Source organism: Pseudomonas sp. Lb2C2 (genome assembly GCF_052112205.1).
Classification (GTDB): Bacteria; Pseudomonadota; Gammaproteobacteria; order Pseudomonadales; family Pseudomonadaceae; genus Aquipseudomonas; species Aquipseudomonas kilonensis.
In genome coordinates, this window is record NZ_JAUTYW010000004.1 from 46,028 (window position 1) to 72,792 (window position 26,765).

15 protein-coding genes are annotated in these 26,765 nt (G+C 63.0%); 6 read left to right on the forward strand and 9 right to left on the reverse strand.

The window, feature by feature from the left end:
• Window positions 1-205: 205 nt before the first annotated feature.
• Entirely contained in the window at window positions 206-2,683 is a 2,478-nt protein-coding gene (locus Q7F16_RS12225; protein WP_046063437.1) for a TonB-dependent siderophore receptor, read from the forward strand.
• Window positions 2,684-2,968: 285 nt separating this feature from the next.
• Here Q7F16_RS12225 and Q7F16_RS12230 read toward each other — a convergent pair whose 3' ends face one another.
• The 5 genes from Q7F16_RS12230 to pvdM form a co-directional block, all read right to left on the reverse strand.
• Entirely contained in the window at window positions 2,969-7,099 is a 4,131-nt protein-coding gene (locus Q7F16_RS12230) for an amino acid adenylation domain-containing protein (RefSeq protein WP_409556183.1), read from the reverse strand.
• Between the two features lie 35 nt (window positions 7,100-7,134).
• Complete coding sequence (locus tag Q7F16_RS12235; protein WP_014337401.1) at window positions 7,135-8,793, reverse strand: cyclic peptide export ABC transporter; 1,659 nt, start codon at window positions 8,791-8,793, stop codon at window positions 7,135-7,137.
• 276 nt (window positions 8,794-9,069) lie between these two features.
• Entirely contained in the window at window positions 9,070-9,945 is an 876-nt protein-coding gene (gene pvdO, locus Q7F16_RS12240) for a dihydropyoverdine dehydrogenase (RefSeq protein WP_409556184.1), read from the reverse strand.
• 24 nt (window positions 9,946-9,969) lie between these two features.
• Window positions 9,970-11,250, reverse strand: a complete 1,281-nt coding sequence (gene pvdN / locus Q7F16_RS12245) for a pyoverdine-tailoring periplasmic protein PvdN (RefSeq protein ID WP_409556185.1) — start codon at window positions 11,248-11,250, stop codon at window positions 9,970-9,972.
• Window positions 11,247-12,617, reverse strand: coding sequence for a pyoverdine-tailoring dipeptidase-like protein PvdM (gene pvdM / locus Q7F16_RS12250; RefSeq protein ID WP_409556186.1), 1,371 nt, complete (start codon window positions 12,615-12,617; stop codon window positions 11,247-11,249). Before pvdM ends, pvdN begins: the two co-directional genes overlap by 4 nt.
• 335 nt (window positions 12,618-12,952) lie before the next feature.
• On the opposite strand from pvdM, the gene pvdP reads away from it, so the two are divergent.
• Window positions 12,953-14,569: a pyoverdine maturation tyrosinase PvdP gene (pvdP, locus tag Q7F16_RS12255; RefSeq protein ID WP_409556187.1), complete on the forward strand. Its 1,617-nt coding sequence runs from the start codon at window positions 12,953-12,955 to the stop codon at window positions 14,567-14,569.
• A 205-nt stretch (window positions 14,570-14,774) separates the two neighbouring features.
• On the opposite strand, the gene Q7F16_RS12260 is transcribed toward pvdP, so the two are convergent.
• The 4 genes from Q7F16_RS12260 to Q7F16_RS12275 form a co-directional block, all read right to left on the reverse strand.
• On the reverse strand, window positions 14,775-15,101 hold the full coding sequence (locus tag Q7F16_RS12260; RefSeq protein WP_046063443.1) for a DUF6124 family protein: 327 nt from the start codon (window positions 15,099-15,101) through the stop codon (window positions 14,775-14,777).
• A 519-nt stretch (window positions 15,102-15,620) separates the two neighbouring features.
• The gene (locus Q7F16_RS12265) at window positions 15,621-17,015 is read right to left on the reverse strand and encodes an efflux transporter outer membrane subunit (protein ID WP_409556188.1); all 1,395 of its coding nucleotides are present in this window, start codon (window positions 17,013-17,015) and stop codon (window positions 15,621-15,623) included.
• Between the two features lie 10 nt (window positions 17,016-17,025).
• On the reverse strand, window positions 17,026-18,996 hold the full coding sequence (locus Q7F16_RS12270) for a MacB family efflux pump subunit (RefSeq protein ID WP_409556189.1): 1,971 nt from the start codon (window positions 18,994-18,996) through the stop codon (window positions 17,026-17,028).
• Window positions 18,997-20,145, reverse strand: a complete 1,149-nt coding sequence (locus Q7F16_RS12275; protein ID WP_409556190.1) for an efflux RND transporter periplasmic adaptor subunit — start codon at window positions 20,143-20,145, stop codon at window positions 18,997-18,999. It lies immediately after the preceding gene.
• A 463-nt stretch (window positions 20,146-20,608) separates the two neighbouring features.
• On the opposite strand from Q7F16_RS12275, the gene Q7F16_RS12280 reads away from it, so the two are divergent.
• The 4 genes from Q7F16_RS12280 to Q7F16_RS12295 all read left to right on the forward strand — a co-directional run bounded on the left by Q7F16_RS12280 (window position 20,609) and on the right by Q7F16_RS12295 (window position 26,679).
• Complete coding sequence (locus Q7F16_RS12280; protein ID WP_024619938.1) at window positions 20,609-21,091, forward strand: sigma-70 family RNA polymerase sigma factor; 483 nt, start codon at window positions 20,609-20,611, stop codon at window positions 21,089-21,091.
• A 146-nt stretch (window positions 21,092-21,237) separates the two neighbouring features.
• Window positions 21,238-22,572, forward strand: coding sequence for a lysine N(6)-hydroxylase/L-ornithine N(5)-oxygenase family protein (locus tag Q7F16_RS12285; RefSeq protein WP_409556191.1), 1,335 nt, complete (start codon window positions 21,238-21,240; stop codon window positions 22,570-22,572).
• A 343-nt stretch (window positions 22,573-22,915) separates the two neighbouring features.
• Window positions 22,916-26,116 (forward strand): transporter substrate-binding domain-containing protein, encoded by a 3,201-nt coding sequence (locus Q7F16_RS12290; RefSeq protein ID WP_409556192.1) that lies wholly within the window; start codon window positions 22,916-22,918, stop codon window positions 26,114-26,116.
• Window positions 26,117-26,244: 128 nt separating this feature from the next.
• On the forward strand, window positions 26,245-26,679 hold the full coding sequence (locus Q7F16_RS12295; protein WP_046063449.1) for a response regulator: 435 nt from the start codon (window positions 26,245-26,247) through the stop codon (window positions 26,677-26,679).
• The last annotated feature ends 86 nt before the right edge of the window (window positions 26,680-26,765 follow it).

The following is a 26,765-nucleotide window of genomic DNA, read 5'->3' on the forward strand; positions in this document are numbered from 1 at the left end:
GGGTCGGGCAGGACGTCCAGGCACCGGGTTTGTTCAGCAAGATTTCGCCGTCGTCCAGCCTGATGACCGCGCCCGGGGAGGGGCCGGTCGGCCACGCACTGAGGCATTGCCCTGAGGCAATCGATCGTGCGGGTTCACAGGTGCTGGCGAGCGGCGGGCCCTTCGGCCCCATGGACTTTTACTTCTACCAATAATAGAGAGCACGATGTCATCCATTCATGAGTTGAAACCTCTGTTCAAGGCACTCGTCATGTCCCGCGGCCTGCGTTCGCGGCGGGTGTTGGCCGGTCTGGGGTTGGTCTGTGTACTGCCGCTCAGTGCTCAGGTGATGGCGCAAGACGTCAGCATCGACATCCCTGCGCAACCGCTGCCGCAGGCACTGCAAGCGTTCGGTCAGCAGACCAACCAGCAAGTGATCTACAACGCTGGCGACATGGCCGGGCTGAAAAGCACCCGCGTCAGCGGCACAATGAGCCCGCAGGCGGCCATCGCCGAATTGCTCAAGGGCACTGGCGTGCGCTACAGCCTCGAGGGCAATACCCTGATGCTGATGCGCAGCCCTGCCACGGGAGGCCTTGAGCTGGGTGCGACCACCATCAGTGCACAAGCGTTGGACGCGACAACCGAAGGCAGTAATTCCTACACCAGCAAGGCCGTGACCCTTGGCAAGGGCACCCACACCCTCAAGGAAATTCCCCAGTCGATCACCGTGATGACGCGCAAGCAGATGGATGACCAGAACCTGGTCAGCCTCAAGGACGCCGTCAACCAGACCACCGGCATCGTCGGCCTGCAGGGCGTTGGCCAAGGCATGATCCTGTCGTCACGCGGTTTCCAGATCGACGATTGGCAATACGATGGTGTGCCGATCCTGCGTAACAACTATTCGCTGGGCAACTGGGCGACCCAGGACCTGATCTTCTTCGACCGCCTGGAAATCATGCGCGGCGCGGCCGGCCTGCTGCAAGGCACTGGCAGCCCCGGTGGTGCTGTCAACCTGGTGCGCAAGCGTGGCCAGAGTGCACCGACCGTGACCTTGACCGGCAAGGCCGGGTCCTGGGATCACTACGGTCTGCAATTGGACGCTGGCGGCCCGCTGAACCAGGCCGGCAACATCCGCGGCCGCGTCGTCATCGATGAAGACCAGAGCAACTCGTTCGTCGACTATGCGTGGAGCAAGACCCACTCGTTGTACGGTGCGTTGGACGTCGACCTGAGCGAAGACACCACCCTGGGTTTCGCGGTCAGCCAATCCAATGGCGAATCGCGCGGCAACATCCGTGGCCTGCCACGCTACGCCAACGGTTCGATGCCGGACGTGTCGCGTTCGACCTACACGGGGGCGCGTTGGAACCGTTCTGAAATCGATGTCACCACCTACTACACCGACCTGGAGCATCGCTTCAACGAGGACTGGGCGTTCAAGGTGGGTGCCGTGTACATGACCGAAGACAACCAGGCGAAAAACCAGCGAGTGCAAAGGCTTGGCGGTCTAAACCCTGATGGCAGTGGCGTGCAATATGCCGACTTCGTGACTGATTTCCAGTCCACGAAGTCTGGTCTGGACATGAACCTGACCGGCAAGTTCGAAGCCTTGTCGATGGAGCAGGAAGTCATGCTCGGCGGCAACTTCTCGCAGTTGGAGACGGATGATAAATACGCCCGTACATTCAACAATACCAGCGATAGCATCTTTGACTTGAACAATGACCGGCCGGACATCAGCTATGAGAGTCTGATCAACAGCCCGGGCGGACGGGGCGTCCTCAGTAAGTACGATATTCGCCAGAAGGGTGTGTATGGCACCTGGCGCGTGAAGCCTGTCGATGATCTGACGCTGGTGCTGGGTTCCCGGGTCAGTTGGTATGACTTCAGCTACAAGTCGAGAACCGAAGACTCCGCCGGTATTACCCCATACACGGCAAGCACCGGAACTGAAACCGGAGTGGTCACGCCCTACGGCGGTATCATCTATGACCTGAGCCGCGAATGGGCGGTATACGCCAGCTACACCGATGTGTTCCAGCCCCAGACCGAGGTCGATACCAGCGGTTCGGTGCTCAAGCCCATCGTCGGCACCAACTACGAAGTTGGTCTCAAGGGTGAGCTGATGGACGGTCGGGTCAATACCTCCCTGGCTGTCTTCCGTTACGATCACGAGAACCGTGCCATCGAAGACACCGCTGGAGGGATGGTATGTCAGGGCGGGTACTGCTCGGCAGCCTCGGGGAAAGTGCGCAGCCAGGGTATCGATGCCGAAATCAGTGGTGAAGTTATGGACAACCTGCAGCTGTTCGCGGGCTACACCTACAACACCACCAAGTACCTGGAGGAGCCGGGGAAAGACGGTGTTGTCTTCAGTAGCTGGACGCCGAAACACATGCTACGGGTGTGGGGCAATTATCAACTGACCGGTGATTGGAGCCGTGTCAGCACCGGTCTGGGCTTTACCACCCAAAGTCACACACTGGTTTATGAACAGAAGATGGACGTCCCGGGTTATACCGTGTGGAATGCCCGTATCGGTTACCAGCTGACGCCGGAAATCGCTTTGGCGGTCAACGCCAACAACCTGTTCGACAAGACGTACATAACCCCCGCTTACAACCAGCTTGATGGCAACAACAACTTCGGGGATCCGCGTAACCTGATGTTCAGCGTGAAGTACACTCCGGAGTTCTGATTCTTGGGGGAGTGAGATAGACCCGCCTTGTGCGTGAGGTTGTTTGCTTAAGGAGACGGCGCTTTTTCCGGATGGGAAAGCGCCGTTTTCTTTTGGGTTGGATTGGGTGCATATCCGTTGCTGCGGTAACGGCTGCTTATGGTTCCGCCCTTACGGCGGCTCACTTTCGCGCTCTTCCAAAAGTGACCCGCTGTAAGAGCGGAACCGCCAGTGGCCGTTACCGAAGAAACGGATATACACACCAACGTTCGGGGAACACAAAACCGGCTGTCGGTGCTATTGCTCCTATGCCGTGCTGCCCAGAAAAGCCTCAACCAGCGAATCAAGCAACCCATCATCAAAGATCATACCGCGGTGACGCAACGGCGAGCGCACCGAGCATCGCAGCTCCCCGGTCAGGCTGTACCCCTTGATCAAGCCCTCGCAGAACGCCAATTCGTCCGGCGTTTTTTCCGCCTGGGTCCACCAGCAACTGGGACGTACCCGTACCGGTTTGAAGGTGAATCCGTCAAAGGCTTCGAGCAACCGGTCATGCACCGAAAACGCCTGGGCGTTCATGACTTCATCCTTGACGCTCTGCACGATTGACAGCAAGTCGCCTCGCGCCGGTTCGATCTGGCGGGTGGCCCATTCATGGAATGCCTGGACCGTACTGTCGGGGTGCGCTTGCCGGTAAGCCGCCGTGCGTTCGGTGAGGGTTGGAAACAGCAGATCGAAGTATTCGATGGCCTCGAGCAGATCCTGGGAGGCCGGGTCGGCTTGCTCAGCGCCTGGCAAATGTCGATGACGCGACAATGTTGCCGGGTACAAATGTTCAGGAATCGTGGTGTCCACCAGGCCTAGGAAGCTGACGGTGTGGCCCTGGCTTTCCAGCGTCGCCGCGATGTCCAGCGCAATGGTCCCGCCCAACGACCAGCCCATCAGGTAATACGGGCCTTGGGGCTGGGCGGCGACGATTTCCCGGCTGTAATCGGCAATCATCTCGTGCCAGGTTTCAGGCCCTGCGTGGGGTTCGCTGAAGCCGCGGTGCATGACGCCAAAAGTGCGCGCCCGATGTTGGAGTTTGCGCGCCAGTGGCTGGTAACAGAACACGATGCCACCGCTGGGATGCAGGCAAAACAACTGCGGCGCATTGGTGGGAGCGGTGTTCAAGGGAACAAGGCACTGAGTCTGCTGCCGATGCTCCTGCGAAATGAACAGCGCCAGCTCCGCGATGCTCGGGTTGGCCAGCAACGCCTGCAGGCGCACGGTGATGTTCAGGCGTGCCTTGAGGTTGGCGATCAGCTCAATCGCCAGGATCGAATGCCCGCCCAGTTCAAAGAAACTGTCGTTGATCCCCACGCGCTCAACCCTGAGGGATTCTTGCCAGAGCTGCGCCAGCGCCTGTTCCAATTGAGTACGCGGCGCCACGTAATCGGTCTGCCGAAGACGCGCGTCCGGTTCCGGCAAGGCCTTGCGGTCGAGCTTGCCATTGGCATTGAGCGGCAAGTGATCGATGAACACCAGGTGACTGGGCACCATGTAGTCCGGCAACTGCGCTTTGAGAGCGGCCAACAGACTTTCGCGTAACCCGTCCATGGGGTGCGTGGCAATCACGTAAGCGACCAGTTGCAGGCCGGCCGGGCCTTTATGGGTCAACACGACACAATCCCGGACCGCCGGCAGCGCTTGCAAACGTGCCTGGATTTCGCCCAATTCAATGCGGAATCCGCGGATCTTGACCTGGTGATCCAGGCGCCCGATGTATTCGATGCTGCCGTCGCTGCCATAACGTGCCAGGTCGCCGGTGCGATACAGGCGGCCACCCGGCAGCGGATCGAACGGGTCGGGGATAAAGCGGCTGGCGGTCAGGTCGGCGCGCTGGTGATAACCACGGGCCAGCCCGGCCCGACCGACATGCAGCTCACCGACGCACCCCTTGGGGACCGGGTTCAGATGCGCGTCGAGCACATACCAGGACAGGTCGACGATGGGCTGGCCGATTGGGCTCGCGGTCTCGCTGTTCAAGTCGTCGATCGACAGCGGTCGCCAGGTGACATGGACGGTCGTTTCCGTGATGCCATACATGTTGATCAATTGCGGCGACTGGTCGCCGAAACGTTCGAACCAGGGGCGCAAGCTCTGCACATCAATGGCTTCGCCGCCAAAAATGACCTGGCGCAGCCGGTGGCCAAGCGGCTGATGAGGCTCGCAGGCGACTTGCAGCAACGACCTGAACGCTGAGGGCGTCTGGTTGAGCACGGTAATGTGTTCCTGGCAAACCAGGGCGTAGAACTCTTGCGGCGAACGGCTCACCGCGTGGGGCACGATGACCAGTCGGCCGCCGTGCAGCAGCGCGCCAAAAATCTCCCACACGGAAAAGTCGAAGGCATAGGAATGAAACAGGCACCACACATCCTGGTGATCGAAGCTGAACCAGCGGTCAGTGGCCCGGAACAATCGGCTGACGTTGTGGTGCGTCAGCAATGCGCCTTTGGGCTGGCCGGTCGAGCCTGAGGTGTAAATCACATACGCCAGGTTATCCGGGTGCATCGGCACCTTCGGATTGTGTTCGGGATAGTCGCCCTCGACCTCGACGGGGTCGAGCGACAAACAGTTCATGTCGGCTGGCAACGCCAACGATTCACGCAGATGAGCCTGGGTCAGGATCTGCGTCACGCCACTGTCCTGGATCATGTAGGCCAGGCGATCGGCCGGGTAGGCCGGGTCCAGCGGCACGTAGGCGCCACCGGCCTTGAGAATCGCCAGCAGGCCAATGATCATTTGCGGCGTACGCTCGGCGGCGATGCCGACCAGCACGTCGGGCCCGACGCCTTGCTCGATCAGCCGATGGGCCAGTTGATTGGCCTGTCGATTGAGCTCGGCATAGCTCATGTGCTGCCCTTCAAAGGTCAGTGCCGTGGCGTCACCCGTGGCGGCGGCATGGGCTTCGATCAACGAGTGCAGGCAGTGTTCGCGGGGCAGCCGGGTTGGCTGGCGGTTCCAGTCGTGCAGGGTGTGCTGCCCTTCCTCAGCGCTCAGCAATTGCAATTCGCCGAGGGCGCGTTCAGGTGTTTCGATCAGGCCCTGCAACAGGTTCTGCCAGTGGCCGGCCATGCGCTCGATGGTTTCAGTGCGGTAGAGATCACGGCTGTATTCGAACGTCGCCAGAATCTGCTGCTGTGAATAATCGACATCCAGCGACAAGTCGAACTTGGCCTGGCTGTCGCCTGTGTCAAGAAACTCCAGGGCCAGTTCGCCTTTGGGCGAGATCGTCAGGGGCGGTGAGCCGGTGCGCCAGTTGAACAAGACCTGGAACAAGCCCTGTGCGCCGGGTTGCAGTTGATCGAGGATCAGCTCCAGTGGGTAGTCGGCATGTTCCAGCGCGGCGAGGGACTGGGCGCGCAAGCTGCGCAGGAAATCCAACGCTCCGTGGCTCGAGTCGATCCGCGCCCGATACACCTGGCTGCTGACAAAGAACCCCACCAGGTCCTGGCTTTCATGGCTGTTGCGGTTGGCGTTGGGCACGCCGACGGTGAAGTCGTCCTGGTTGCTGTAGCGGCCCAGCAACAGCTGCCAGGCAGCCAGTGCCACCACGAAAGGCGAAAGGCCCTGGTGTTGGCAGAACGCGTCCAGGGCCCGGGTCACTGCGGGGGCAAGTGTTACGTGCACACGTCCGGCCCTATGCTGCTGGCCGACGGTGCGGGGGAAATCCAGGGGCAGTTCCAGCGTGGGCAGGTCGCGGCCCAGGTAGTGGCTCCAGTATTCACCGCTGCGCTGGCAGGCTATGCCCTGCAAATACTCGCCTCGCTGGTGGGTGGCGTAGTCGGCGTATTGCAGGGACAGCGGCGGCAGCGGTGACGGATCACCGAGCAAGGCCTGAGCGTAGGCCTGGGTCATGTCCTGCATGAGGATCGTGTTGGACCAGGCATCGGAGACGATGTGATGCATGTTGAGCAGCAGCACATGTTCGTCACTGTCCAGCCTGAGCAGCGTTGCCCGCATCAGCGGCGCGTGGCTGAGATCGAACGGTTGCCGGGCGTGCGACTCGATGCGCTGTGAGAGCGCCATGGCACGCGCCGGGTGGTCGAGGGCGCGGAGGTCCTCCCGGTGCAGGGTGAGACGGGCGTTGCGCTCGACCACCTGGACCGCCGCACCGTCGAGGTCATTGAACGCGGTGCGCAGGATGTCGTGTCGGTCGATGACCCGATTCAACGCCTGTTCCAGGGCATCGGCATCGAGTTCACCGGTCAGGCGCAGGGCCCGTGGCAGGTTGTAGGCCGAACGGGCCGGGTCTCGCTGGTGCTCCAGCCACAAGCGTTGCTGGGCGAAAGACAACGGCGCGCGGTCCAGTCGGCGGCTGTCGCTGGCGTGCATGTCGCCAGCGACATCCTCGAGCAGCAGCATCAGCAGATCATCATCTAGCAGTTCGTTCATGGTGTTCTCGATAAACAGCATTGCGTCGGACGGGGTCAGGCAAAGGCCGCCGCAGATTTTTCACTGACCACTTGACCGGCCTGCATGCGGACCAGTTGATCGGCGATGTCGAAATAGCGGTCGTCGTGGGAGATGACGATGATGGTTTTGCCCAGTGCTTTCAGTTCCGGCAGCAGTTCGGTATAGAACACGCGCCGGAACACCGGATCCTGGTCGGCGGCCCATTCGTCGAACACCAGTACTGGACGCTCCTCAAGCCAGGCGTTGAGCAAGGCCAGGCGTTTGCGTTGGCCGGTGGAGAGGTCGGTGGTGCTGAAGGCGCCGTCCTGAATACTGACCTTATGAGCGATTTCCAGGCGCTCCAGGTAGCGATTGGCGTCTTTGGGCACTTGTTGATCGCCCTGGACCAGCTCATCGAACAGGTAGTAGTCGGCAAAAATCGTGGTGAACAACTGGCGATAATCGTCCCGTTGAGCGGCCCCTACCGGCGCACCATCTAGGAGGATTTCGCCGCCCTGGGGGAAGTAGAGCCCCAGCAGGAGTTTGATCAGCGTGGTCTTGCCGCCTCCGTTTTCACCGACGATGAACACGATGTCACCCTGGGCGATAGACAGGTTGACCGGTCCCAGGGCGAAGGGTTGGCTGCCTTCGACCACCGGGAAGGCGTAGTGCACATCGCGCAACTCAAGGTGCTGGATCGTGGGTTTGTGGCGTTTCTTGTCGTTGAGCAGCAGATGCGGCTCCGGCGAGGAAAACTGCTCGGCCAGTTCGGCGATGCGCTTGAATGCAACGTTCGCCCGGCTGATCACTGGCAACGTCATCACCAGGTATTCCAGCGGGCCCTTCATGTACAACAGCACCAGCACGAAACCGCTGAGCACCACCCTGTCCGTGCCCAGCCACAGCGATTGCAGGGCCAGGACCAGGCCAATGACCACAAAAAACAGCATCGAGCCAAAAGTCTTGGCCACCACGAAGGTGTTGACCGAACGGATATTGGTGTCGCAGATGTAGTCGGCGGTCGCTTCGATGCGCTGGCTGAACATGCGCTGGCGGCGTGGGCGATGAATGCGCAGTTCCTTGGCCCCGGCGGCGATAGCGCCGTAGTGTTTCTGCAGCGCGTCTTCGGCCTCCCGGGCGTCTTCGAAACCCCTGATGCCGCGGGCGCGAGCCAGGTATTGCACGACCGTGCCGATCACTAGAGCCACCAGCAGCAGCAAAAACATCGGCACCGACAGGTAGGCCAGGTAACCCAGGCAGCCGAGGGTTACCGTGAAGGCGATGGCCAGTGGCGCGAAAGAAAACGCGAAATCGCTGACGGTGTTGACGTCGTGGGTCAATACCGGAATGAGCCGATGGCTGCGGTAGCGTTCAATCTGTTCGATGGGAGCCAGCAGGACTTTCTTGCCCAGGGATTTACGCAGCTCGGCGATGATGTTCTGGCCGACATGGTTGGTGCCGATGTCTGAAAGAATCGAGGTCAGCAGCGCCGCCGCACAAAGCCCCGCGAACGTCGCCAGCACCTGGGGCGTGGGCGTTGTGGCAGCGTTCAGGGCGTCGTTGATGGTTGCCAGCAGGGCAGTGATGCTCAGGCCGCCCAACATGCCCAAGAGAATGGAGCCCACGACAATCAGCCGGAAGGGTTTGAGCAGGGTGAACAATTCAGTGATCACCCCGCGTTTTGGTTGGCTCATGGAGGTTTCCCTGCTTGATAAAAAAGGGCGAAGGCCATCGCGGGCGTTCACCGCATGGGCTGGAGGACGCAGGCACGCCGGGTTGGGACGCGCCCACCTGTAGAACGATTGGAGGGGAAGTGGATTTAGCGAGGAGCCGCCTGACACACATTATTGTGGCGAGGGAGCTTGCTCCCGCTCGGTTGCGCAGCGACCGCAAAATATTGGGGCCGCTGCGCAGCCCAGCGGGAGCAAGCTCCCTCGCCACAAAAGCTTGTCTGTGTCCGGCAGGTTGGTTTACATATCCCGCGCCACCCGAAAGCCGATCCAGTCGCCGCGGTCGCTTGGCACCAGTGCGTTGCGGTTGCCGGAGCGGGAGAACACCGGTGCCTCGCCCCAATCATTGCCACGGATGCGTTTGAATTCGCACTTGCCGGTCAGCCAGGCGCTACCGTCGTTTGGGGCGCCCACATAGTTTTCGTTGTAGCAATCGGCGGTCCACTCGTAGACGTTGCCGTGCATGTCGTACACGCCGAAGGCGTTGGGCGCGAAGCTGCCGGCCGGGGCGGTGAAGTTGTAGCCGTCGGCCGCGCCGTAGGTGTTGGCGTGCTGGGCGATGCTGTATTCCTTGCCCTCGTCGAACGGGAAAGGGAACGGGCCGGTGCTGCCGCCCCGTGCCGCGTACTCGCGCAGGGACTCGCTGACCAGTCGGTATTGCTTGCCGGTTTTTTTCGACAACCACGCCACGTAGGCATTGGCCTCGGCGAAATCCATGCACACCGCCGGGTGCCGGTCGGTGTATTGCTTGCGCGGGTCGCTGCCCTGATAGTCGGGGATGCCGGTCTTACAGGCCCGGCCGGGGCGCTCATCGCCGTCGGGCATCGTGTAGCCGGTGTCGCGCAGGTAGGCGAACCATTCGCCCTTGAGCACTTGGAATCGACTGATCGCCAGTGGCTTGGCGAACGTCACCGGGTGCATCGGCCCCTCGTCGGGCTCGCGTCCCACTTCGTCTTCCGGGGTGCCCATCTGGAAGGTGCCGGTGGGCAGCACGACCATTTCCGGGCAGTCCTTGCAGTCGCGAAAGACCTGGCCCGCTTGAGACGCCTGGGCGCCGGAGGGCAGCAGGGCAGCGAGGACCAGTGCCGGGAGTAGCTTCAAGGAAAAACTGTTCATCCATTTCTCTCGTTAAAGTCAGGTTCAGAGTGTCTTGGCCAGCAAGCCCATGAAGCGATCGATCTCGGCTTCGGTGTTGAGCAACCCCGGCGCGGTGCGGATTACCGGCCCGGCGTCGCGATGCACGGCGTCGGCGATCACGCGGTTCTTCATCAGGTAGGCGGCGACCTCGTCGCTGTCGCGGCCCTTGACCCGGAAGAAGGTGAAACCGGCGGACAGGTCTGGGTTCAGCGGGGTGACCAGTTCGATCTGCGGCTGTGTCAGCAGCTGTTTTTTCAAGTAACTGTTGAGGGCATGGATGCGCGCCTGCACTTCGGCCTTGCCCAGTTGCAGGTGCAACTTGAACGCTTCATCCGCCGCCCAGCGATGCTCGAAAGCGTGATAACCGCCTGGTGTCATGGTGGTGGAAAACGCCGTGGCTTCGGAGAAGGTCGGGATGATTGGCGTGACGTACTTGAGCTCTTCGCTGCGGCTGCACACCAGGCCGGTGCCGCGTGGGCCGAACATCCACTTGTGGGTGCCGGCGATGAAAAAATCGCAATTCATGGCGGGGAAACTCAGGTCCTCGACGCCGAAACCGTGCACGCCGTCCACCACATAAATGATCCGCTGTTCATCGCTGCGGCCCCGGTTGTGCTTGTCCACCAGGGCGCCGATCTTGTCGATCGGCAGCTTCACGCCACTGCCCGAATGCACCCAGGTCATGCCCAACACCCGGGTTTCGGGGCGGATGTTGCGGTCGATGGCCGTGAGGATCTGTTCATGGCTGGCGTCGTGGGCGTTGTCGAACAGCTTGATCTTGCGCACCCGTGTGCCAGTCCTTTGGGTGCGCAGCTCGAGAATGGTGTGGGTGGCGTAGTGTTCGTGGGCGGTGGTGAGGATTTCCTGATCGGCCGCCACATGGACTCCGCCGTAGATGATCGACAGGCCTTCGGTGGTGCTGCCGGTGAGGGCGATCTGCTTCGGGCTCGCTTGCAGGTAGCGGCCGGCCCAGGTGCGGACGTTTTCCTCGCGTTCTTCGGTGACGCCCAGGTCCCAGTCCATCAACAGCCCCGGGTTTTTATCCAGGGCGGCGCGGTGCTTTTCGATGGCCTCGCGCACCGGGCGCGGGTGAGTGGTGACCAGGAAATTGGAGAAGTGCAGGTAGTCCGGGTCCTGATCGAACAGCGAGCGCAGTTGTGCCCATTTATTTTTCGGCAGTGGCGGCAGAGGATCGGCGCTGGCCGTGGCGGGCAGGCTGGCGGCGAGAGGCAGGCCGGCGGCGAGGATCCCGGCCTGCTTCAGGAAGGTGCGACGTTCATTCATGGCTGGACGGTCTTCTGGGTCGAGGCGAGGGCGGGGCGGGCGGCTTTCTGGACCTGGTCCCAGACCCGCAGGAAATTGCCGCCCCACAGCTTGGCGATGTCGGCTTCGGAGTAGCCGCGGGTCAGCAGTTCGGCGGTGACGTTGCGGATGTCGCCGACGTTCTCCCAGCCTTTCACACCGCCGCCTTCGTTGAAGTCCGAACTGATGCCGACGTGGTCGATGCCAATCTTGCGCACGGTATATTCGATGGCGTCCCCCAGGTCCTTGAGGCTGGCCTTGGGTTCCTCTTCGAGGATGCCGTAGAGCTGGCCGGCGTATTCACCGAATTTCTGTTCCGGCCACGCCGCGATGATCGGGTCGCCGGGCATCAGCGCCATCGCCAGGTTGGGCAGCGGTGGCAGGTCGAAGCGCTCGCGCAGGGCGTTGAGTTTGTCCTGGGTCTTTTGCGTCAGTGGGCGCAGGTATTGGGAGAAACCGACGATCTGCACCACGCCGCCGCTGGCCTTGATCAGTTGCATTTCCTTGTCGCTGAGGTTGCGCGGAATGTCGACCATCGCCCGTGGCGCCGAATGGGACGCCACCAGCGGCGTGCGGCTCAGTTGCGCGACTTGTTCCAGGGCCTGGGTCGACATCTGCGACACGTCGATGATCACGCCGAGGTCGTTCAGGCGCGTCACCGCTTGCTTGCCGATGTCCGACAGGCCGCCGAGGGCGTCGGGCGAATCGTTGAAGAACGGCAGCGGGCGCGAGGAGTCGGCCCAGTCGTTGTTGCCGATGTAGCTGAAGCCGAACATGCGCATGCCGCGCGCGGTCCACAGGTCCAGCAGGCTCAGGTCGTGGCCCAAGGGATAGGCGTTGAGCATGCTGATGAAGATCGCGAACTTGCCTTCGCCGTGCAGGCGACGGAAATCATCCGGGGTGTAGGCGATGGCGACCTGGTTGGGAAAGTCCCGGACCATGCCGGTGATGATCTTGTAGCGCACCTCCTGCTGGTTGCGCGCTTCCTCGACGAAGCCGGCGGTGGGCTTGTGCGGGGCGTTGGGTCCGTTCCACAACTCCGGCCAGCCGAACACCGTCAGGGCCGCGCCGGACAATTGCCCGCGGTTGGCTTTCACCAGGTCGAACTGGCCGCTGCCGTCCTTGTCCGCTTCATTGCCGGCGGTGCCGAAATCCAGCGGCACGGTGATGTGGCTGTCGAAGGACAGCAGGCGTTCGTGCAGCTCCCTGGCTTCTTTCATCACCTTGACCGGGTAGCCGGGATTGTCCCGCCACCAGTGGTCCCAAGCCGCGACGCCAGCACCGACGGCCAACGCCAGGGCCAGGGGGAGGCCAATGAAAAGAGCCTTTTTCGAACGAGGTGTTGTCATTGCCGATCTCAGTCAGGTTCGCCTTGGAAGGACAGGCGCGGGGGCCTTTGCTATCTGGGGAGAACGAGTGATCGGGCGGGAAATTTAGGCACCTCAGGGCAGTCATCGCGAGCAAGCTTTGCTCCCACAGTGGAATTGCAATGCGCTCACCTGTGGGAGCAAAGCTTGCTCGCGAGGCGACCTTTCAGCTGACCAGCCTATGCCGAATGTACTCATATCCCCTGTGGGAGCGAGCCTGCTCGCGATGAGGCCCTAACAGCCCCTATAAATTTGTCAGCCCCCCCATCGTTCTAGCTTGGATAAAGCCCGCTCCAGGGCCGAACACAGGTAAGGCAATGACGATTTCTCGACGATGGTTCATGGCAGGCCTGGCGCTGACCGGTGCCGCCGTGCCTGCGGTGTATTACGGGCATCGCGAACTGACCCGGCCGGACCCGACCATCACCCCCGGCGAGGCCTCGTTCGATGTGGCCGACGCCGCGGGCCAGCGCCGGGCCGATACGTTGCGGGGCATCTGGACGATCCGTTTCACCGGCCGCGACGCCGGTCTCGAAGGCTTGCCCCAGGACGATCTGCAACTATTCCTCGATATCGGCCAAAGGGGCCGTGGCCTGGTGGGCTACCTCGACACCGCCGAACGCTTGCGTGGCGCCGATGAACCGCGTTACCGGGTGTTGGGCGACCTGGCCGGCACCGACCCGAAGCAACTGAGCTGGCGCCTGATAGGGGCTCAGCACAACGCGCTGGACTATGAGTTCACCATGACCCTGGACGAAGTCTGGGCCGGTTTCGGCAACGCTGGCAGCGCCACCCTCAGCGGTCGCGTGTTGCGCCTGGACCGCCCCCTGGCGCTGCCTGAACTCGACAACCATTTCATCGCCGTCAAGCAACGTTTCCCCGAGGCCCGGGAGCGCACGCCGCTGAGCCCGGCGCTGCTGGCTTGGCTGGTATCGCCCGAGCATCGGCTGTTCCACCAGCTCTGGCACGCCTCGCGGGACAAATGGCACACCCTGCACGAGGACAAGCGCAATGCCCTGCGTGGCATCGGCTGGCAGCCCGGCCCCCGGGACCAGGAACGTGATGCCCGTGGCCCGCGCAAGGATCGCAACGGTTCCGGCGTGGACTTCTTTTTCATGCACCGGCACATGCTCGGCACCGCTCGTTCGTTCCAGCCGCTGCCGTCGTGGCCGCGCTTTCCCTTGCCGCAACCGGAGCTGGAACGCGATCGCCTTGGGTTCGCCCGCTACCTCGATAACCACGATGGCACGGCCTTGCCGCCCACCTGGCTGGCCGATGGCGACGCGCAGTACGCCCAGTGGGTCAGCGACATCAAGACCGCCGAGACCTACCACAGCAATTTCCAGGTCTGGGAATCGCGCTACCGCGACCCGCGCTACCTGTCGAAACTGACCTTGGGCCAGTTTGGCTCGGAAGTGGAACTGGGCCTGCACGACTGGCTGCACATGCGCTGGGCCTCGGTGCCCCGTGATCCGTCCAACGGCCACCCGGTGCCGTTCGCCCGCGACCCGGACGACTTCGCCGCGCGCTGGTACGCCCCGGAAAACGACTTCCTCGGTGATCCGTTTTCCTCCCACGTGAGCCCGGTGTTCTGGGCCTTCCACGGCTGGATCGACGACCGCCTCGAAGACTGGTTCCGCGCCCACGAACGTTTCCACCCGGGCGAAGTGAGCCGGCTCGACGTCAACGGCGTGCCCTGGTACGCCCCGGGCCGCTGGGTCGAAATCGCCGACCCCTGGCTGGGCCCGGACACCCACGGTTGCAGCACCACGCCGGGGTTGCAGGTTGGACGCTCGGTGGAAATGGACCCGGAAACCATGAAACTGGCCCTGCGCATCACCTTCGGCAGCGATGACAAAAAGCTCTCCGAACTGTTCCGCCGCGTGCCGCAACGGCCGTGGTATGCGCGTAACCTCAAGTCCAAGCCGGTTTAATCCCGACTTGGACTGACCGAACCTGGGTTGTGCGAATGATCGCTTTTGTGGCGAGGGAGCTTGCTCCCGCTGGGCTGCGAAGCAGCCCCAAAACCAGCCCCCTCAAAAACACCTGACCCACCGAGGTGCTAGCCATTGGGGCTGCTGCGCAGCCCAGCGGGAGCAAGCTCCCTCGCCACAGGTGTTGCTTGGCTCTGAAGAGGTGTCAGCGCGGCGCAGCGATGTCCAGGGCGCGGTTCGCCAGCAGCTCACTCAGCTCGACCATCTGCTGGATCCCCAGGGCAAAACTCCGTTGCGCGCCTTCCAAATCAAAGGCCATTTCGTTGGCCATGGCATTGACCGAGGCGAGGGTTTCGCTGAGGTTGGCCAGCAGGCATTCCAAGTCCGCACTTTCTGCAACGGTGAACAACTGGCCCGGTGGTGGAGTGGGTTTTTCAGGCTTGGGGTCGAGGTAGTAGGCGAGGGCGCGGTCGGCGGCTTCGTTGAGTTTTTTGGACTCGTCTTCGGGGGGATTGGGGGTGATCTTGAACATGGTGTAACTCCTGGTTATTTACAAGGCGTTGCCAGACATCACTTGCAGATGATGGGTGGCAGCTATGCGCGGGTCTGCAAGACCGGGAAACCAGGAACCCGGCAGACCCGAAGGTCTCCCGCACACAGCCGCCATTGAGCGACACGGATGTGTCGATTGGCTTGTGGCTATGCGCCTGGTATTTCGTCGGGCTTGCAGACCCGATCACTGATGGGCAGTGACGGGAAACAAGTTATCGATGGGGTGCCAAGCGCACAAGCCGGCGGATTCTGGCGCAGTTGTAGGCAATGACGCAAGGCAGCGTAGCCTCGCTCGGGAGTCCTACATGGCCCGATAAACAGAGCCAAAGCCGGACACCGTTTATGAAGTGTGGGACTTATCTGTGGGAGCAAGGCTTGCCCGCGATGCAGGCACCTCGGTCCCCCTGAAACCGCGTCGCCTGCATCGCGGGCAAGCCTTGCTCCCACAGGGGATAACCCAAGTCACACTGTGTTACTTGGCTTGTGGGCGTGGCGTGGCCTACATCACCCGCCAACCCCCACCCAACGCCCTGTACAACGCCACACTCGCCTGCACCCGCGCCAATCGCAATTGCACGTTCATGTCCTGGGCGGCGTACAGCGTGCGCTGGGTTTCCAGCACGGTGAGCAAATCTTCGGCACCGGCCTGGTAGCGGCGTTGGGCGATGTCGAAGGCGGTCTGGGCCTGGTGCAGTTCTTCGCTTTGCCACTGCCGTTGGCGGTCCAGGCCGTTGATGCCGTTCAGGGCTTTTTCGACGTCGGCGAAGCCGTTGATGATGGCGGCGCGATAGAGTTCCAGCAGTTCCTCCTGGCGCGCGGTGGCCCTGTCTCGTTCGGCCTTGAGGCGGCCGTTGTTGAAGATCGGCGCGGCCAGGCCGGCGCTGAGGTTGTAGACGTTGTTGCGCAGCAACTGGTCGGCGATGTCGGCGCCGGTGGCGAGGCTCAGGCCCAGGGTCACGCTGGGCAGCATGGCGGCGCGAGCGACGGTGATGTCGGCCTGGGCGGCGGCGAGGCGGGCTTCGGCGGCAGCGATGTCCGGTCTGCGGCTCAGCAATTGGCTGGGCACGCCAGCGTCGATGGAGGGCCAGTGCAGGCGGTCGAAACTTTCATCGTCGAGCCTGATCGACTGCACCGGTTGCCCCAGCAGCGTCGCCAGGGTAATCAAGGCTTCGCGGGCTTGTTGCTGCACCTGGGGCACGCGGCGTTGCTGGGCCGCCACCAGGCTTTTTTGCTGGGACAGTTCCAGGGCCGTGGCGCTGCCGGCGTCGTAGCGGGTCTGCACCAGGTCGAGTACGCGTTGGGCGTTGCGCAGGTTCTGTTCGGCGATGCGCTGTTGCTCGCGCAGGGACAAGGCCTGGGTGTAGCTGTTGGCGACGCCGCTGAGCAGGGTCAATTCCACGGTCGCGCGGTCGAACTGGCTGGCGGACAACGTCTTCAACGCGCTGTCCCGGGCCGCCCGTTTGCCGCCCCAGAAATCCAGCTCATAAGTGGCGCTGAGGTTGGCGTCGTAGTAATCGATGGTGCGGTTGTCCCGGTCGACGTCCAGTTGGCTGTAGCCTTTGCCGCGCAACAATTCCTGGCGATTGCCGTTGAGCCCGGCCCTGATCTCCGGCAGCAGCGGCGCGCCGGCAATGACGGCGCTGGCCTCGGCCTGGCGCACCCGGGCCATGGCGGCGGCCAGGTCGTGGCTGTCCAGGCGCGCTTGCTCGATCAAGCGGTTCAATTGCGGGCTGCCGAAATGCGTCCACCATTGCTGGTTATCCGCTCGGGCGCCGGGCGTATCGAGGTTCTGCCAGGCCGGTGGCGGTTGGAGGCCGCTGTCCGGTGCTGACAAAGGGGTGCCGCAGGCCACCAGTAAAAGACTGGCGGCCAGGAGGGTCAGGTGGACTTTCATAGCGTGGGGTTCATTCACTGGTAAGGGCCGCGACCGGGTCGAGGCGGGCGGCCTTGCGGGCCGGCATGAAACCGAAGACAACGCCGGTGACCAGCGCGCAACCGAAGGCGCCGAACACCGCCAACCATTCGAAGGCCACGGCGATCTTGCCCAGCAGCAACGCGCCGCCCACCAGCAGGGCCAGGCCGATGCCGGTGACCCCACCGACCACCGAGAGCATCACCGCTTCGGTGAGGAATTGGCGCAGGATGTCGCGCTGGCGGGCGCCGGTGGCCATGCGGATGCCGATCTCGCGGGTCCGTTCACGCACGGTCATGAGCATGATGTTCATCACGCCGATGCCGCCCACCAACAGCGAAATCGCCGCGATGGCGCCGAGCATCAGTGACAGCGTGCCCTGGGTGCGGGCCTCGGCCTGGATCATCGCGGCGTTGTTGGTCAGTTCGAAATCCTGCTTGCCGTCGTGCAGGCGCAACAGGGTGCGGGAGACCGCCTGTTCGGCCTCCTTGACCTTGCCGGCGTCCCGGGCGGCGATCACCACGTACTCGGGATGGCGCGTGCCGAACAGCCGCACGCTGGCGGCGGAATAAGGGATGGCGACGCGATTGTCGGCGTCCGAATCCCCGGAGCTGGCGCCTTTTTCCGCCAGCACGCCGACCACCTGGAACGGCATGTTCTCGATCAGGATGTAACGGCCGATGGGGTCGGCGATGTCCTTGAGCAGCTTCTGCCGGACCTTGTGGCCGATCACCGCCACCGCTGCGGCGCCGCGTTCATCGGCGTCGGTAAAGTAGCTGCCCTCGGCCACCGGCCAATTGAAGATGGTCGGAAAGTTCGTGTCGTTGCCGCCGACGTAGCTGGTGTGATCAAGGTTGCCGAAACGCACGCTGGCTTCGGCACCGTTGACCGGCATGATCCGCTGCACCTCGGGCAGGGCGGCGAGGGCGGCCAGGTCGTATTCGCTGATGATGCCCTTGGTGGCGCGCGGGGTGGGCGCGATGCCGTTGAGGTAGATGATGTTCGAGCCGAAGGCGCCCATCTGGGCCATGACCTGGCGCTTGCTGCCTTCGCCCACGGCCAGCATGACCACCACCGAAGCCACGCCGATGACGATGCCCAGTAGCGTCAGGGCGGTGCGAAAGCGATTGATCCACATGACCCGCCACGCCGCTTGGACCGCGTCCACCAGCTCGCCTTTCCAGGCGCCGTTGTGTTCGCTGCCGGCACTCAGGCGCTGGCGCAGGTCCACGGCTTGCAGTGCCTTGGGATTGGCTTGTACGTCGCTGGGCAAGGAGCTGGCGCTGTCGCTGATGATCAGCCCGTCGCGGATCTCGATGATGCGCTTGGCTCGGGCCGCCACTTCGCGGTCGTGGGTGATCAGGATCACCACGTGGCCCTGGCTCGCCAGTTCGTCGAGCAAGGCCATGACTTCGATGCCGCTCTGGCTGTCGAGGGCGCCGGTGGGTTCGTCGGCGAGGATGATGTGGCCGCCGTTCATCAAGGCGCGGGCAATCGACACCCGTTGTTGCTGGCCGCCGGAGAGTTGATGAGGACGGTTGCCGGTGCGGCTGGCCAGGCCCAGGCGCTCGAGCAGGGCGCTGGCCCGCGCGTGGCGCTCGGCGGCCGAGGTGCCGGCGTAGATGGCTGGCATCTCGACGTTTTCCTGGGCGGTGCCGGAAGGAATCAGGTGATAGCCCTGGAACACAAAACCGAACGCTTCGCGCCGCAACCAGGCCAGTTCATCGCTGCCCAGATTGGCGACGTCTTCGCCGGCAAAACGGTACTCGCCGCTGGTGGGGCGGTCGAGGCAGCCGAGGATGTTCATCAAGGTGGATTTGCCGGAGCCGGACGCGCCGACAATCGCCAGGAATTCCCCGGCGTGAATGGCCAAGTCGATGCCACGCAGCACCTCCACCCGCGGGCTGTCGCCACCGCCGTAGGCCTTGCGAATGTCCCGCAGTTCGATCAGGGGCGTGTTCATTCAGCCTCCGCTGCCGCTAGCCGGGCCGATCAGCACCCGATCGCCTTCGCTCAGGCCGTCGACAATTTCGGTGCGCAGCCGATCGCTGACGCCAGTGCGAACGCTGCGCGGCTGGACATCGCCATTGTCGGCCAGCACCCGCACCTGACTGGCGTCCTGCAAGGCGGCGATGGGCACGGTCAGCACGTTATTGGCCTGGGCCGCGACGAAAAACACCTGGGCGGTCATGTCGGTCATCAGCGCGCGGTCGGCATTGTCGACGTCGAGCAAGACGGTGTAGAGCACCACCCGCTCGCTGCCACTGCGCCCACCGCTGGGGCTGCCACCCTGGCTGGCTTCCAGCGGACGTGGCGGCACCGGGAGGATCTGGCGAACGGTGCTGCTCCAGCGCCGGCTGCCGCCAGCCAGGGTGGTGAAGTAAGCGGTCATGCCCGGTTTGACGTGGCCGATGTCGGCTTCCGAGACTTCGGCCCAGACCGTCATCGGTGACAGGCGCGCGATGCGCAGGATCAACGGGGTTTGCTGCTGGGCGTTGAGGGTCTGGCCTTCCCGGGCGCCGACGGCGACCACGGTGCCGCTCATCGGCGCATAGATGCGCGTGTAGCCCAACTCGGCCTCGTCACTGCGCAGGCTGGCCTGGGCCTGGCGGATCTGGGCCTGGAACATGTCGATGCGCGCCTGGGTCGCCCGCACTTCGGCCTGGGCAGTCTGCACGTCTTCCTCGCGGGTGGCACCGCCGGCCTTGAGTTGCTGCTGGCGGCTGGATTTCTGCTGCGCCAGGTCGTGCTGGGCGCGCTGTTCCTGGAGCTGGGCCTTGAGGTTTTCAATCGAGAAGCGCCCGGCGTCCAACCTGGCCTTTTGTGTGGACGGGTCGATTTCGACCAGCAATTGACCTTCGCGCACCTCGTCGCCGGCTTCCACATGAATCTTCTGGATCTGCCCGGACGCCTGGGCGCCGACGTCGACATAACGCCGCGGTTGCAGGGTGCCCAGGGCGGTGACGCTGTTTTCGATATCGCCACGGGTGACGGGCGCGGTGACCAGGGGCGCACGGCTTGGCGCCACCGCTTGCCACGCGGCGAAGGCCACGGCCGGAAGCAGGGCGAAGGTGAGAAGCCAGGCGCGTCGGGTAGGGCGGGGACGTTTCATGCAGGGTTCCGGCCGGTGATATCGGGCCCGTCCGAGGAAGGGCAGGGATGGGAGGCTGTTCTGGTAAACGAGCGCTCGGGGCGGGAATTTACTGGTGTGAAACACTTGGTAGCAGGTTGGAAAAAATCAATTGCAGCGCCACAGCCCCCTGTGGCGAGGGAGCTTGCTCCCGCTGGGGCGCGAAGCGGCCCTAAAACCTGAATCCCGGTTATGTCAGATTCAATGGTGTCGCCTGCCTTGGGCCTGCTGCGCAGTCCAGCGGGAGCAAGCTCCCTCGCCACAAAAACGGCTCGGGCACCCCATTTATCTGAACGAATCAGCCCTGATACAAACCAAAGCTTTAAATCTATATGAGAATTACTATAAATTACGCGATTGAATCTGCCACTATCGTGCCATTGCCTGTCCCAGGCATGCCGAGTGGGCACACGGATAGCGGTCGCAGCCATTGCGCACGGGAGTCATGTTGGAAAACTACTATCGCGAGCTGGTGTGTTTCCTGAACGCCAGGCTAGGCAACCGCCAGGCGGCCGAGGATGTGGTGCATGACGCCTATGTGCGGGTGCTGGAGCGTGCCAGCGACGTCCCCATCGAGCAACCGCGGGCGTTTCTCTACCGCACGGCGCTGAACCTGGTGATCGACGGGCATCGGCGCAATACCCTGCGCCAGGTCGAATCCCTGGAGGTGCTGGACAGCGAAGAACGCTTCTTCACGCCGTCGCCTCACACCAGCCTTGACCATGGCCAGCGCCTGGACATGCTCCAGCGCGCCCTGGCCGAGCTGCCGCCGCTGTGCCGCGAGAGTTTCCTGCTGCGCAAGCTCGAAGGCCTGTCCCACCCGCAGATCGCCGAGCGCCTGGGCATTTCCCGGGCGCTGGTGGAAAAACACATCGTCAACGCCATGAAGCACTGCCGCGTTCGCGTACGACAGTGGGACGCGCCCTGATCTGCTCGACGCCGGCCGCACGGTGGTAAATTTTTTTTCATTGTCCTCGTTCATCTCAACAGACGACTTGCCGGCCTCACAAACGCTGGTCAGGTTCCCCAGGCTTTTCGCGCCCTGTTGAGGGGCTTCTCCAGAGGACACTGGACATGACTCAGGCAATTGCATCGCCCGTCGTTCACGATTTGATCGGCATTGGCTTCGGCCCCTCGAACCTGGCGCTGGCCATCGCGCTGCAGGAGCGCGGGCCGGTCCAGGGCGAGCTGGATGTGCTGTTTCTCGACAAGCAGGCCGACTATCGCTGGCACGGCAACACCCTGGTGACCCAGAGCGAGTTGCAGATTTCCTTCCTCAAGGACCTGGTGACCCTGCGCAACCCCACCAGCCCGTATTCGTTCGTCAATTACCTCAAGCACCATGGCCGCCTGGTGGATTTCATCAACCTCGGCACCTTCTACCCGTGCCGCATGGAGTACAACGACTACCTGCGCTGGGTGGCCGCACAGTTCGCCGAACAGAGTCGCTACGGTGAAGAAGTGCTGCGCATCGAGCCGGTGTTGCACAACCAGCAGGTCGAAGCGCTGCGGGTGATTTCCCGCGGTGCCCAGGGCGAAGAGTTCGTCCGCACCACCCGTGCGCTGGTGGTCAGTGCCGGCGGTACGGCGCGCATCCCCGAGGCGTTCAAGGCCTTCAAGGATGACGCGCGGGTGTTCCACCATTCCCAATACCTGGAGCGCATGGCGAGCCAGCCGTGCGTGAAGGGCCAGCCGATGAACATCGCCATCATCGGCGGTGGGCAGAGCGCGGCAGAGGCCTTCATCGACCTCAACGACAGCTTCCCTTCGGTGCAGGTCGACATGATCCTGCGCGGCTCGGCCCTCAAGCCGGCGGACGACAGCCCGTTCGTCAACGAAGTGTTCTCGCCGGAGTTCACCGACCTGGTGTTCCAGCAACCCCACAGCGAGCGCGAGCGCCTGGTCAACGAGTACCACAACACCAACTATTCGGTGGTGGACATCGACCTGATCGAACGCATCTACGGGATTTTCTATCGCCAGAAAGTCTCTGGCATCGCCCGTCATGCGTTCCGCACCCTCACGACGGTGGAGAAAGCCACGGCCAGCGACACCGGCGTGGAGTTGGCAGTGCGCAACAACGCCACGGGAGAGCTGACCGTGCGCCGTTATGACGCCGTGGTGCTGGCCACCGGTTATGAGCGGCAGATGCACCGCACTTTGCTGGAACCCCTGGCGCAATACCTGGGGGATTTCGAGGTGGATCGCAACTACAAGCTGATCACCGACGAGCGCTGCAAGGCGGCGATCTACATGCAGGGCTTCTGCCAGGCCAGCCATGGCCTGAGCGACACCCTGCTGTCGATCCTGCCGGTGCGTGCCGATGAAATCGCCGGCTCGCTGTATGAACACGGGAACCATCGCGGGCAGGCGCGTGCGGTGCCTGATTTGCGGTTGGCCGCTGTGTAGGTCCTGTGGGAGCGAGTCATTGGCAGGAAATCTATCAGCCAACGCAACCCCTGTGGGAGCGAGCTTGCTCGCGATGGCGTCAGTTCAGCCAATATTGAAGCGACTGACACTACGCCTTCGCGAGCAAGCTCGCTCCCACAGGTCATAAGCCCGGTCTCTGGTCACTCGCAGGAAATTCTTCAGAAATTTCCTACACTCATGTCATGCGTCTGTTCGACAGGCGCATCGACGGTTCGCTGTTCCCTCGTATTGGCAGTCTGAACCCCTCAGCCGGTCCACCCTGACTGAACGTGCAGTCGACGGTGCGCCGGGCCGACTACGCCAAACGAAACACCCTGACCAGATGATGCTGCATCTACGCACAGGCCTGGTGGCGCTGTTGCTGGGCTCATTGAGTGTGGCGCCAGCGCTGGGCGCGGCGCCTGAGCCGCTGAAGGTGCTCGGGCGCTCCCATGTGGATGATTATTCGGTGTCCCTCGACGCCGCCGACTGGGCCTGGCTGCGCCAGAAGGGCACGTTGCTGCTGGGGGCCTCGGCGCCGGACTATGCGCCGTTCAGCATCACCGGCAATGGTCGCGACTATGAAGGCCTGACTGCCGACTACGCACAATTGCTCGGGCAACTCTTGCACGTCCAGGTGCAGGTCCAGCGCTATCCGTCCCGTGCCGAATCGCTCCAGGCCCTGCGCGGCGGCGAGATCGATATGCTCGGCACCGCCAACGGCTTCGAAGCCGCCGATCCGGACCTGGCGATGTCCCAGGCCTATGCCGATGACCTGCCCACCCTCGTGGCCCGCATCGACGACAGCCAGGATTTGCCCACCGACCTGGCGGGCAAGCGCGTGGCGATGCTGTATCACTACTTGCCGCCGGAAACGGTCGAGGCGTTTTATCCCGAGGCTTCGTTGCAGCTGTTCCCCTCGACCTTGAGCGCCATCGGCGCCGTGGCGTTTGGTCAGGCCGACGTTTATCTGGGGGATTCGATCAGTTCCAACTACCTGATCAGCAAGAATTACCTGAACAATATTCAACTGGCCGATTTCTCGCGCATGGAAGTGCAGCCGTTCGCCTTTGCGGTCAGCCGCGATAACGCGCGGCTGTTGCGCATCGTCAATGCCGCGCTGCAAGCCATTCCCGCCAGCGAACACATGAGCATCCTGAGGCGCTGGAGTGCCGGCGGCGCGAGCATGCCGGGTCAGCAGGCGCTGCATTTCAGCGTCAAGGAGCAGCGCTGGCTGGATGCTCATCCGCGGATCAAGGTAGCGGTCAACGAAAACTTCCTGCCGCTGACGTTCTTTGATGAACGAGGGCAGTTGCGCGGCATCGGCGCCGATGTGCTGGCGAGGATCGGCTTGCGCACCGGTTTGAAATTCGATGTGCAGCGTGGCGGTTCGGTTGACGATTTGATCGGGCAGATCAAGAGCGGCAAGGCCGATGTCTTGGCGACCGCCATACCCAGCACCGAACTCGAAGACGAGTTGCGCTTTACCCGACCGTACCTGACGAACCCGTTCGTGCTGGTGGTGCCCGCTCGGGCCAAGGGCCCGCTAACCCTGGATCAGATGGCCGGCAAGCGCCTGGCGCTGGTGCGCGGCAACGTGTTGCGCGAGTTCCTGCTGGAGCAGTTCCCCCGCGTGCAGTTGGTGACGGCACACAACACCGCCGACGCCATGGCCATGGTCGCCGCCGGCACGGCGGACGCTGCGATCAATCCGCTGATCAGCGCCCGCTACATGATCTCCCGCCAGTACCGCGACAAGTTGCAGGTCACCAGTACCGTCGGCACCTTGCCCGCGCGCGTTGCGTTGGCGACGAATCGGGGCGCATTGGAGCTTTATTCGATTCTCGACAAGGCGCTGTTGAGCATTTCTCCCGAAGAGATGGACGAGCTGACCAACCGCTGGCGCAGTGAGGTGGTGATCGACGACAGTTATTGGCTGCGCAACCGCACCATGATTTTGCAAGGGTTCACCGTCGCGGCGCTGCTGTTGCTGGTGACCTTGGGGTGGGTCATTTATCTGCGGCGCCTGCTGGAGCAAGTGCGCGTCGCCAAGAAAGGCGCCGACGACGCCAATCGGGCCAAGACCACCTTCGTGGCGACCATGAGCCATGAGATCCGTACGCCGATGAATGCGGTGATCGGCCTGCTGGAACTGGCCCTGAAAAAAGCTGACGAGGGCGTCGTGGACCGCTTCGCCATCGAGGTCGCGTCGGGGGCCGCCCATGGCATGCTGGATTTGATCGGCGACATCCTCGACATCGCCCGCATCGAGTCGGGCAAGTTGTCGCTGGCGCCGCAGCGGGCCAATCTGCACGAATTGACCGAGTCGGTGGTGCGGATTTTCGAGGGGCTGGCCTGGCAGAAACACCTGCGCTTGCAATGGGGGCTGGACGTCGGGGTCAACCGTGACGTGTTGATCGACCCGTTGCGCTTCAAGCAGATCGTTTCGAACCTGTTGAGCAACGCGATCAAATTCACCGAACAGGGCGAGGTGCGCCTGAGTGTGCGCGGCGAGCGGGACGTTGAACACGGACGCCTGGGCGTTTGCCTGCGCGTCGAGGACACCGGCTGCGGTATTTCGCCTGAGGACCAACGCCGCCTGTTCAGCCCCTTTACCCAGGCCAGCCACACGACCCAATCGGCCCGCAGCGGTTCCGGGCTGGGGCTGGTCATCAGCCGCACCTTGTGCGAAATGATGGGCGGCACCCTGACGTTGCGCAGCGTGGCGGGGGCGGGCACGCAGGTCGAGATCCTGCTGGACCTGCCCGTGCTCGACGCTTTGCCGACCGCGCCGCCTGTCGAGGCCGAGGCGCTGCTGCCGGGCCGGGCGCTGAGTATCCTGGTGGTCGACGACTACCCGGCCAACCGCTTGCTGCTGTCCCAGCAACTGGGCTACCTGGGCCATCGGGTCCGGGAGGCGCAGAACGGTGTCGAGGGGCTGCACGCCTGGCGCAGCGAACACTTCGATGTGGTCATCACCGACTGCAACATGCCCTTGATGAGCGGCTACGAACTGACGCGGGCCATTCGCGACGAAGAGCGTGCGCAAAACCTGTCGCCCGGCGTGATCCTGGGCTTCACGGCCAACGCCCAGCCCGAGGAAAAGGACCGCTGTGCCGAGGCCGGGATGGACGATTGCCTGTTCAAGCCCATCGGCCTTCGGGAGCTCAATGCGTGCCTGGCTTCGGTCACGCCGCACGTGCTGGCGCCTCAGCCCAGCGATGGCTTTGATTTGACCAGCCTGGAACAACTGACCGGCGGCGACACGACCGCCATCAGGGCGCTGCTGGAGGAGCTGGTCAGCAGCAATGCCGACGATCTAGCGCAACTGTTGCACCTGTCCAGCCGACACGACTTGCCGGGCATGGCGGACCTGGCGCACCGGATCAAGGGTGGCGCACGGATCGTCCAGGCGCAACGCCTGATCGCCGCCTGCGAGGCGCTGGAAAGCGCTTGTCGGGGCGGTGACACCATGCTGCTCGCCCAAGCCGTGGACGATATTCGCCAAGCCATTAAGCACCTGGCGGAGCAACTGAAGACCTAACAAGGGCTTCGTCTGGCTTCATTTTAGGAATAGTCCTACATCGTCTTTCAAACGCTTCCTCTAGCCTGACGGCCCTTAATGTTCTTGAGCCGGTTTCTACCTGGCGCGTTGCTATTGGAAAGCTTGCCATGCCGAACAAAGCACTCCGTATCCTGATTGCCGACCCACACCACGCTCATCGAATCGTGTTGGAGCGCCTGTTCAATCAACAGGGTTACTTCCGGATTGCCCCCGTGAGCCATGTGCAAGAGTTGCTGACGCTGGTGGAGTACGGCAGCGAACCGTTCGACCTGATTGTCGTCAATGCCGGGCTGGCAAGTGGGGCGTTGGACTTGCACGATTTTGTTATCTATAACCCACAGGTTCGTCACGGAATGATTTACAACGCGCCACCGGCCAGTCGGTCGCCGGTGCCGGTTGCGCGTCGATCGAGCCTGCACCTGAGCCAGGCGCCACTGCCTGACCTTGCCTCCCTGCGGCGCCTGATGGAGCGGGTCGACCCTCATGCCAGTGAGTCGCTGCAACCGTGGACCCACCCCCTCAGGCAGGGCCATGGACGCTGAGAAAGACCGTTGGTCTGCACTGTCGGATCTGACAGGTGGCAGAGCTTGGCGCTTGTGCAAGAGTCCGGTGCAGTCATGGCGCCGGT

Bases quoted from the DNA above. Each gene is read 5' to 3' on its own strand.
- Q7F16_RS12225 (WP_046063437.1), top strand. From the start codon at position 206: ATGTCATCCATTCATGAGTTGAAACCTCTGTTCAAGGCACTCGTCATG.
- Q7F16_RS12230 (WP_409556183.1), bottom strand. From the start codon at position 7,099: ATGAACGAACTGCTAGATGATGATCTGCTGATGCTGCTGCTCGAGGAT.
- Q7F16_RS12235 (WP_014337401.1), bottom strand. From the start codon at position 8,793: ATGAGCCAACCAAAACGCGGGGTGATCACTGAATTGTTCACCCTGCTC.
- pvdO (WP_409556184.1), bottom strand. From the start codon at position 9,945: ATGAACAGTTTTTCCTTGAAGCTACTCCCGGCACTGGTCCTCGCTGCC.
- pvdN (WP_409556185.1), bottom strand. From the start codon at position 11,250: ATGAATGAACGTCGCACCTTCCTGAAGCAGGCCGGGATCCTCGCCGCC.
- pvdM (WP_409556186.1), bottom strand. From the start codon at position 12,617: ATGACAACACCTCGTTCGAAAAAGGCTCTTTTCATTGGCCTCCCCCTG.
- pvdP (WP_409556187.1), top strand. From the start codon at position 12,953: ATGACGATTTCTCGACGATGGTTCATGGCAGGCCTGGCGCTGACCGGT.
- Q7F16_RS12260 (WP_046063443.1), bottom strand. From the start codon at position 15,101: ATGTTCAAGATCACCCCCAATCCCCCCGAAGACGAGTCCAAAAAACTC.
- Q7F16_RS12265 (WP_409556188.1), bottom strand. From the start codon at position 17,015: ATGAAAGTCCACCTGACCCTCCTGGCCGCCAGTCTTTTACTGGTGGCC.
- Q7F16_RS12270 (WP_409556189.1), bottom strand. From the start codon at position 18,996: ATGAACACGCCCCTGATCGAACTGCGGGACATTCGCAAGGCCTACGGC.
- Q7F16_RS12275 (WP_409556190.1), bottom strand. From the start codon at position 20,145: ATGAAACGTCCCCGCCCTACCCGACGCGCCTGGCTTCTCACCTTCGCC.
- Q7F16_RS12280 (WP_024619938.1), top strand. From the start codon at position 20,609: ATGTTGGAAAACTACTATCGCGAGCTGGTGTGTTTCCTGAACGCCAGG.
- Q7F16_RS12285 (WP_409556191.1), top strand. From the start codon at position 21,238: ATGACTCAGGCAATTGCATCGCCCGTCGTTCACGATTTGATCGGCATT.
- Q7F16_RS12290 (WP_409556192.1), top strand. From the start codon at position 22,916: ATGATGCTGCATCTACGCACAGGCCTGGTGGCGCTGTTGCTGGGCTCA.
- Q7F16_RS12295 (WP_046063449.1), top strand. From the start codon at position 26,245: ATGCCGAACAAAGCACTCCGTATCCTGATTGCCGACCCACACCACGCT.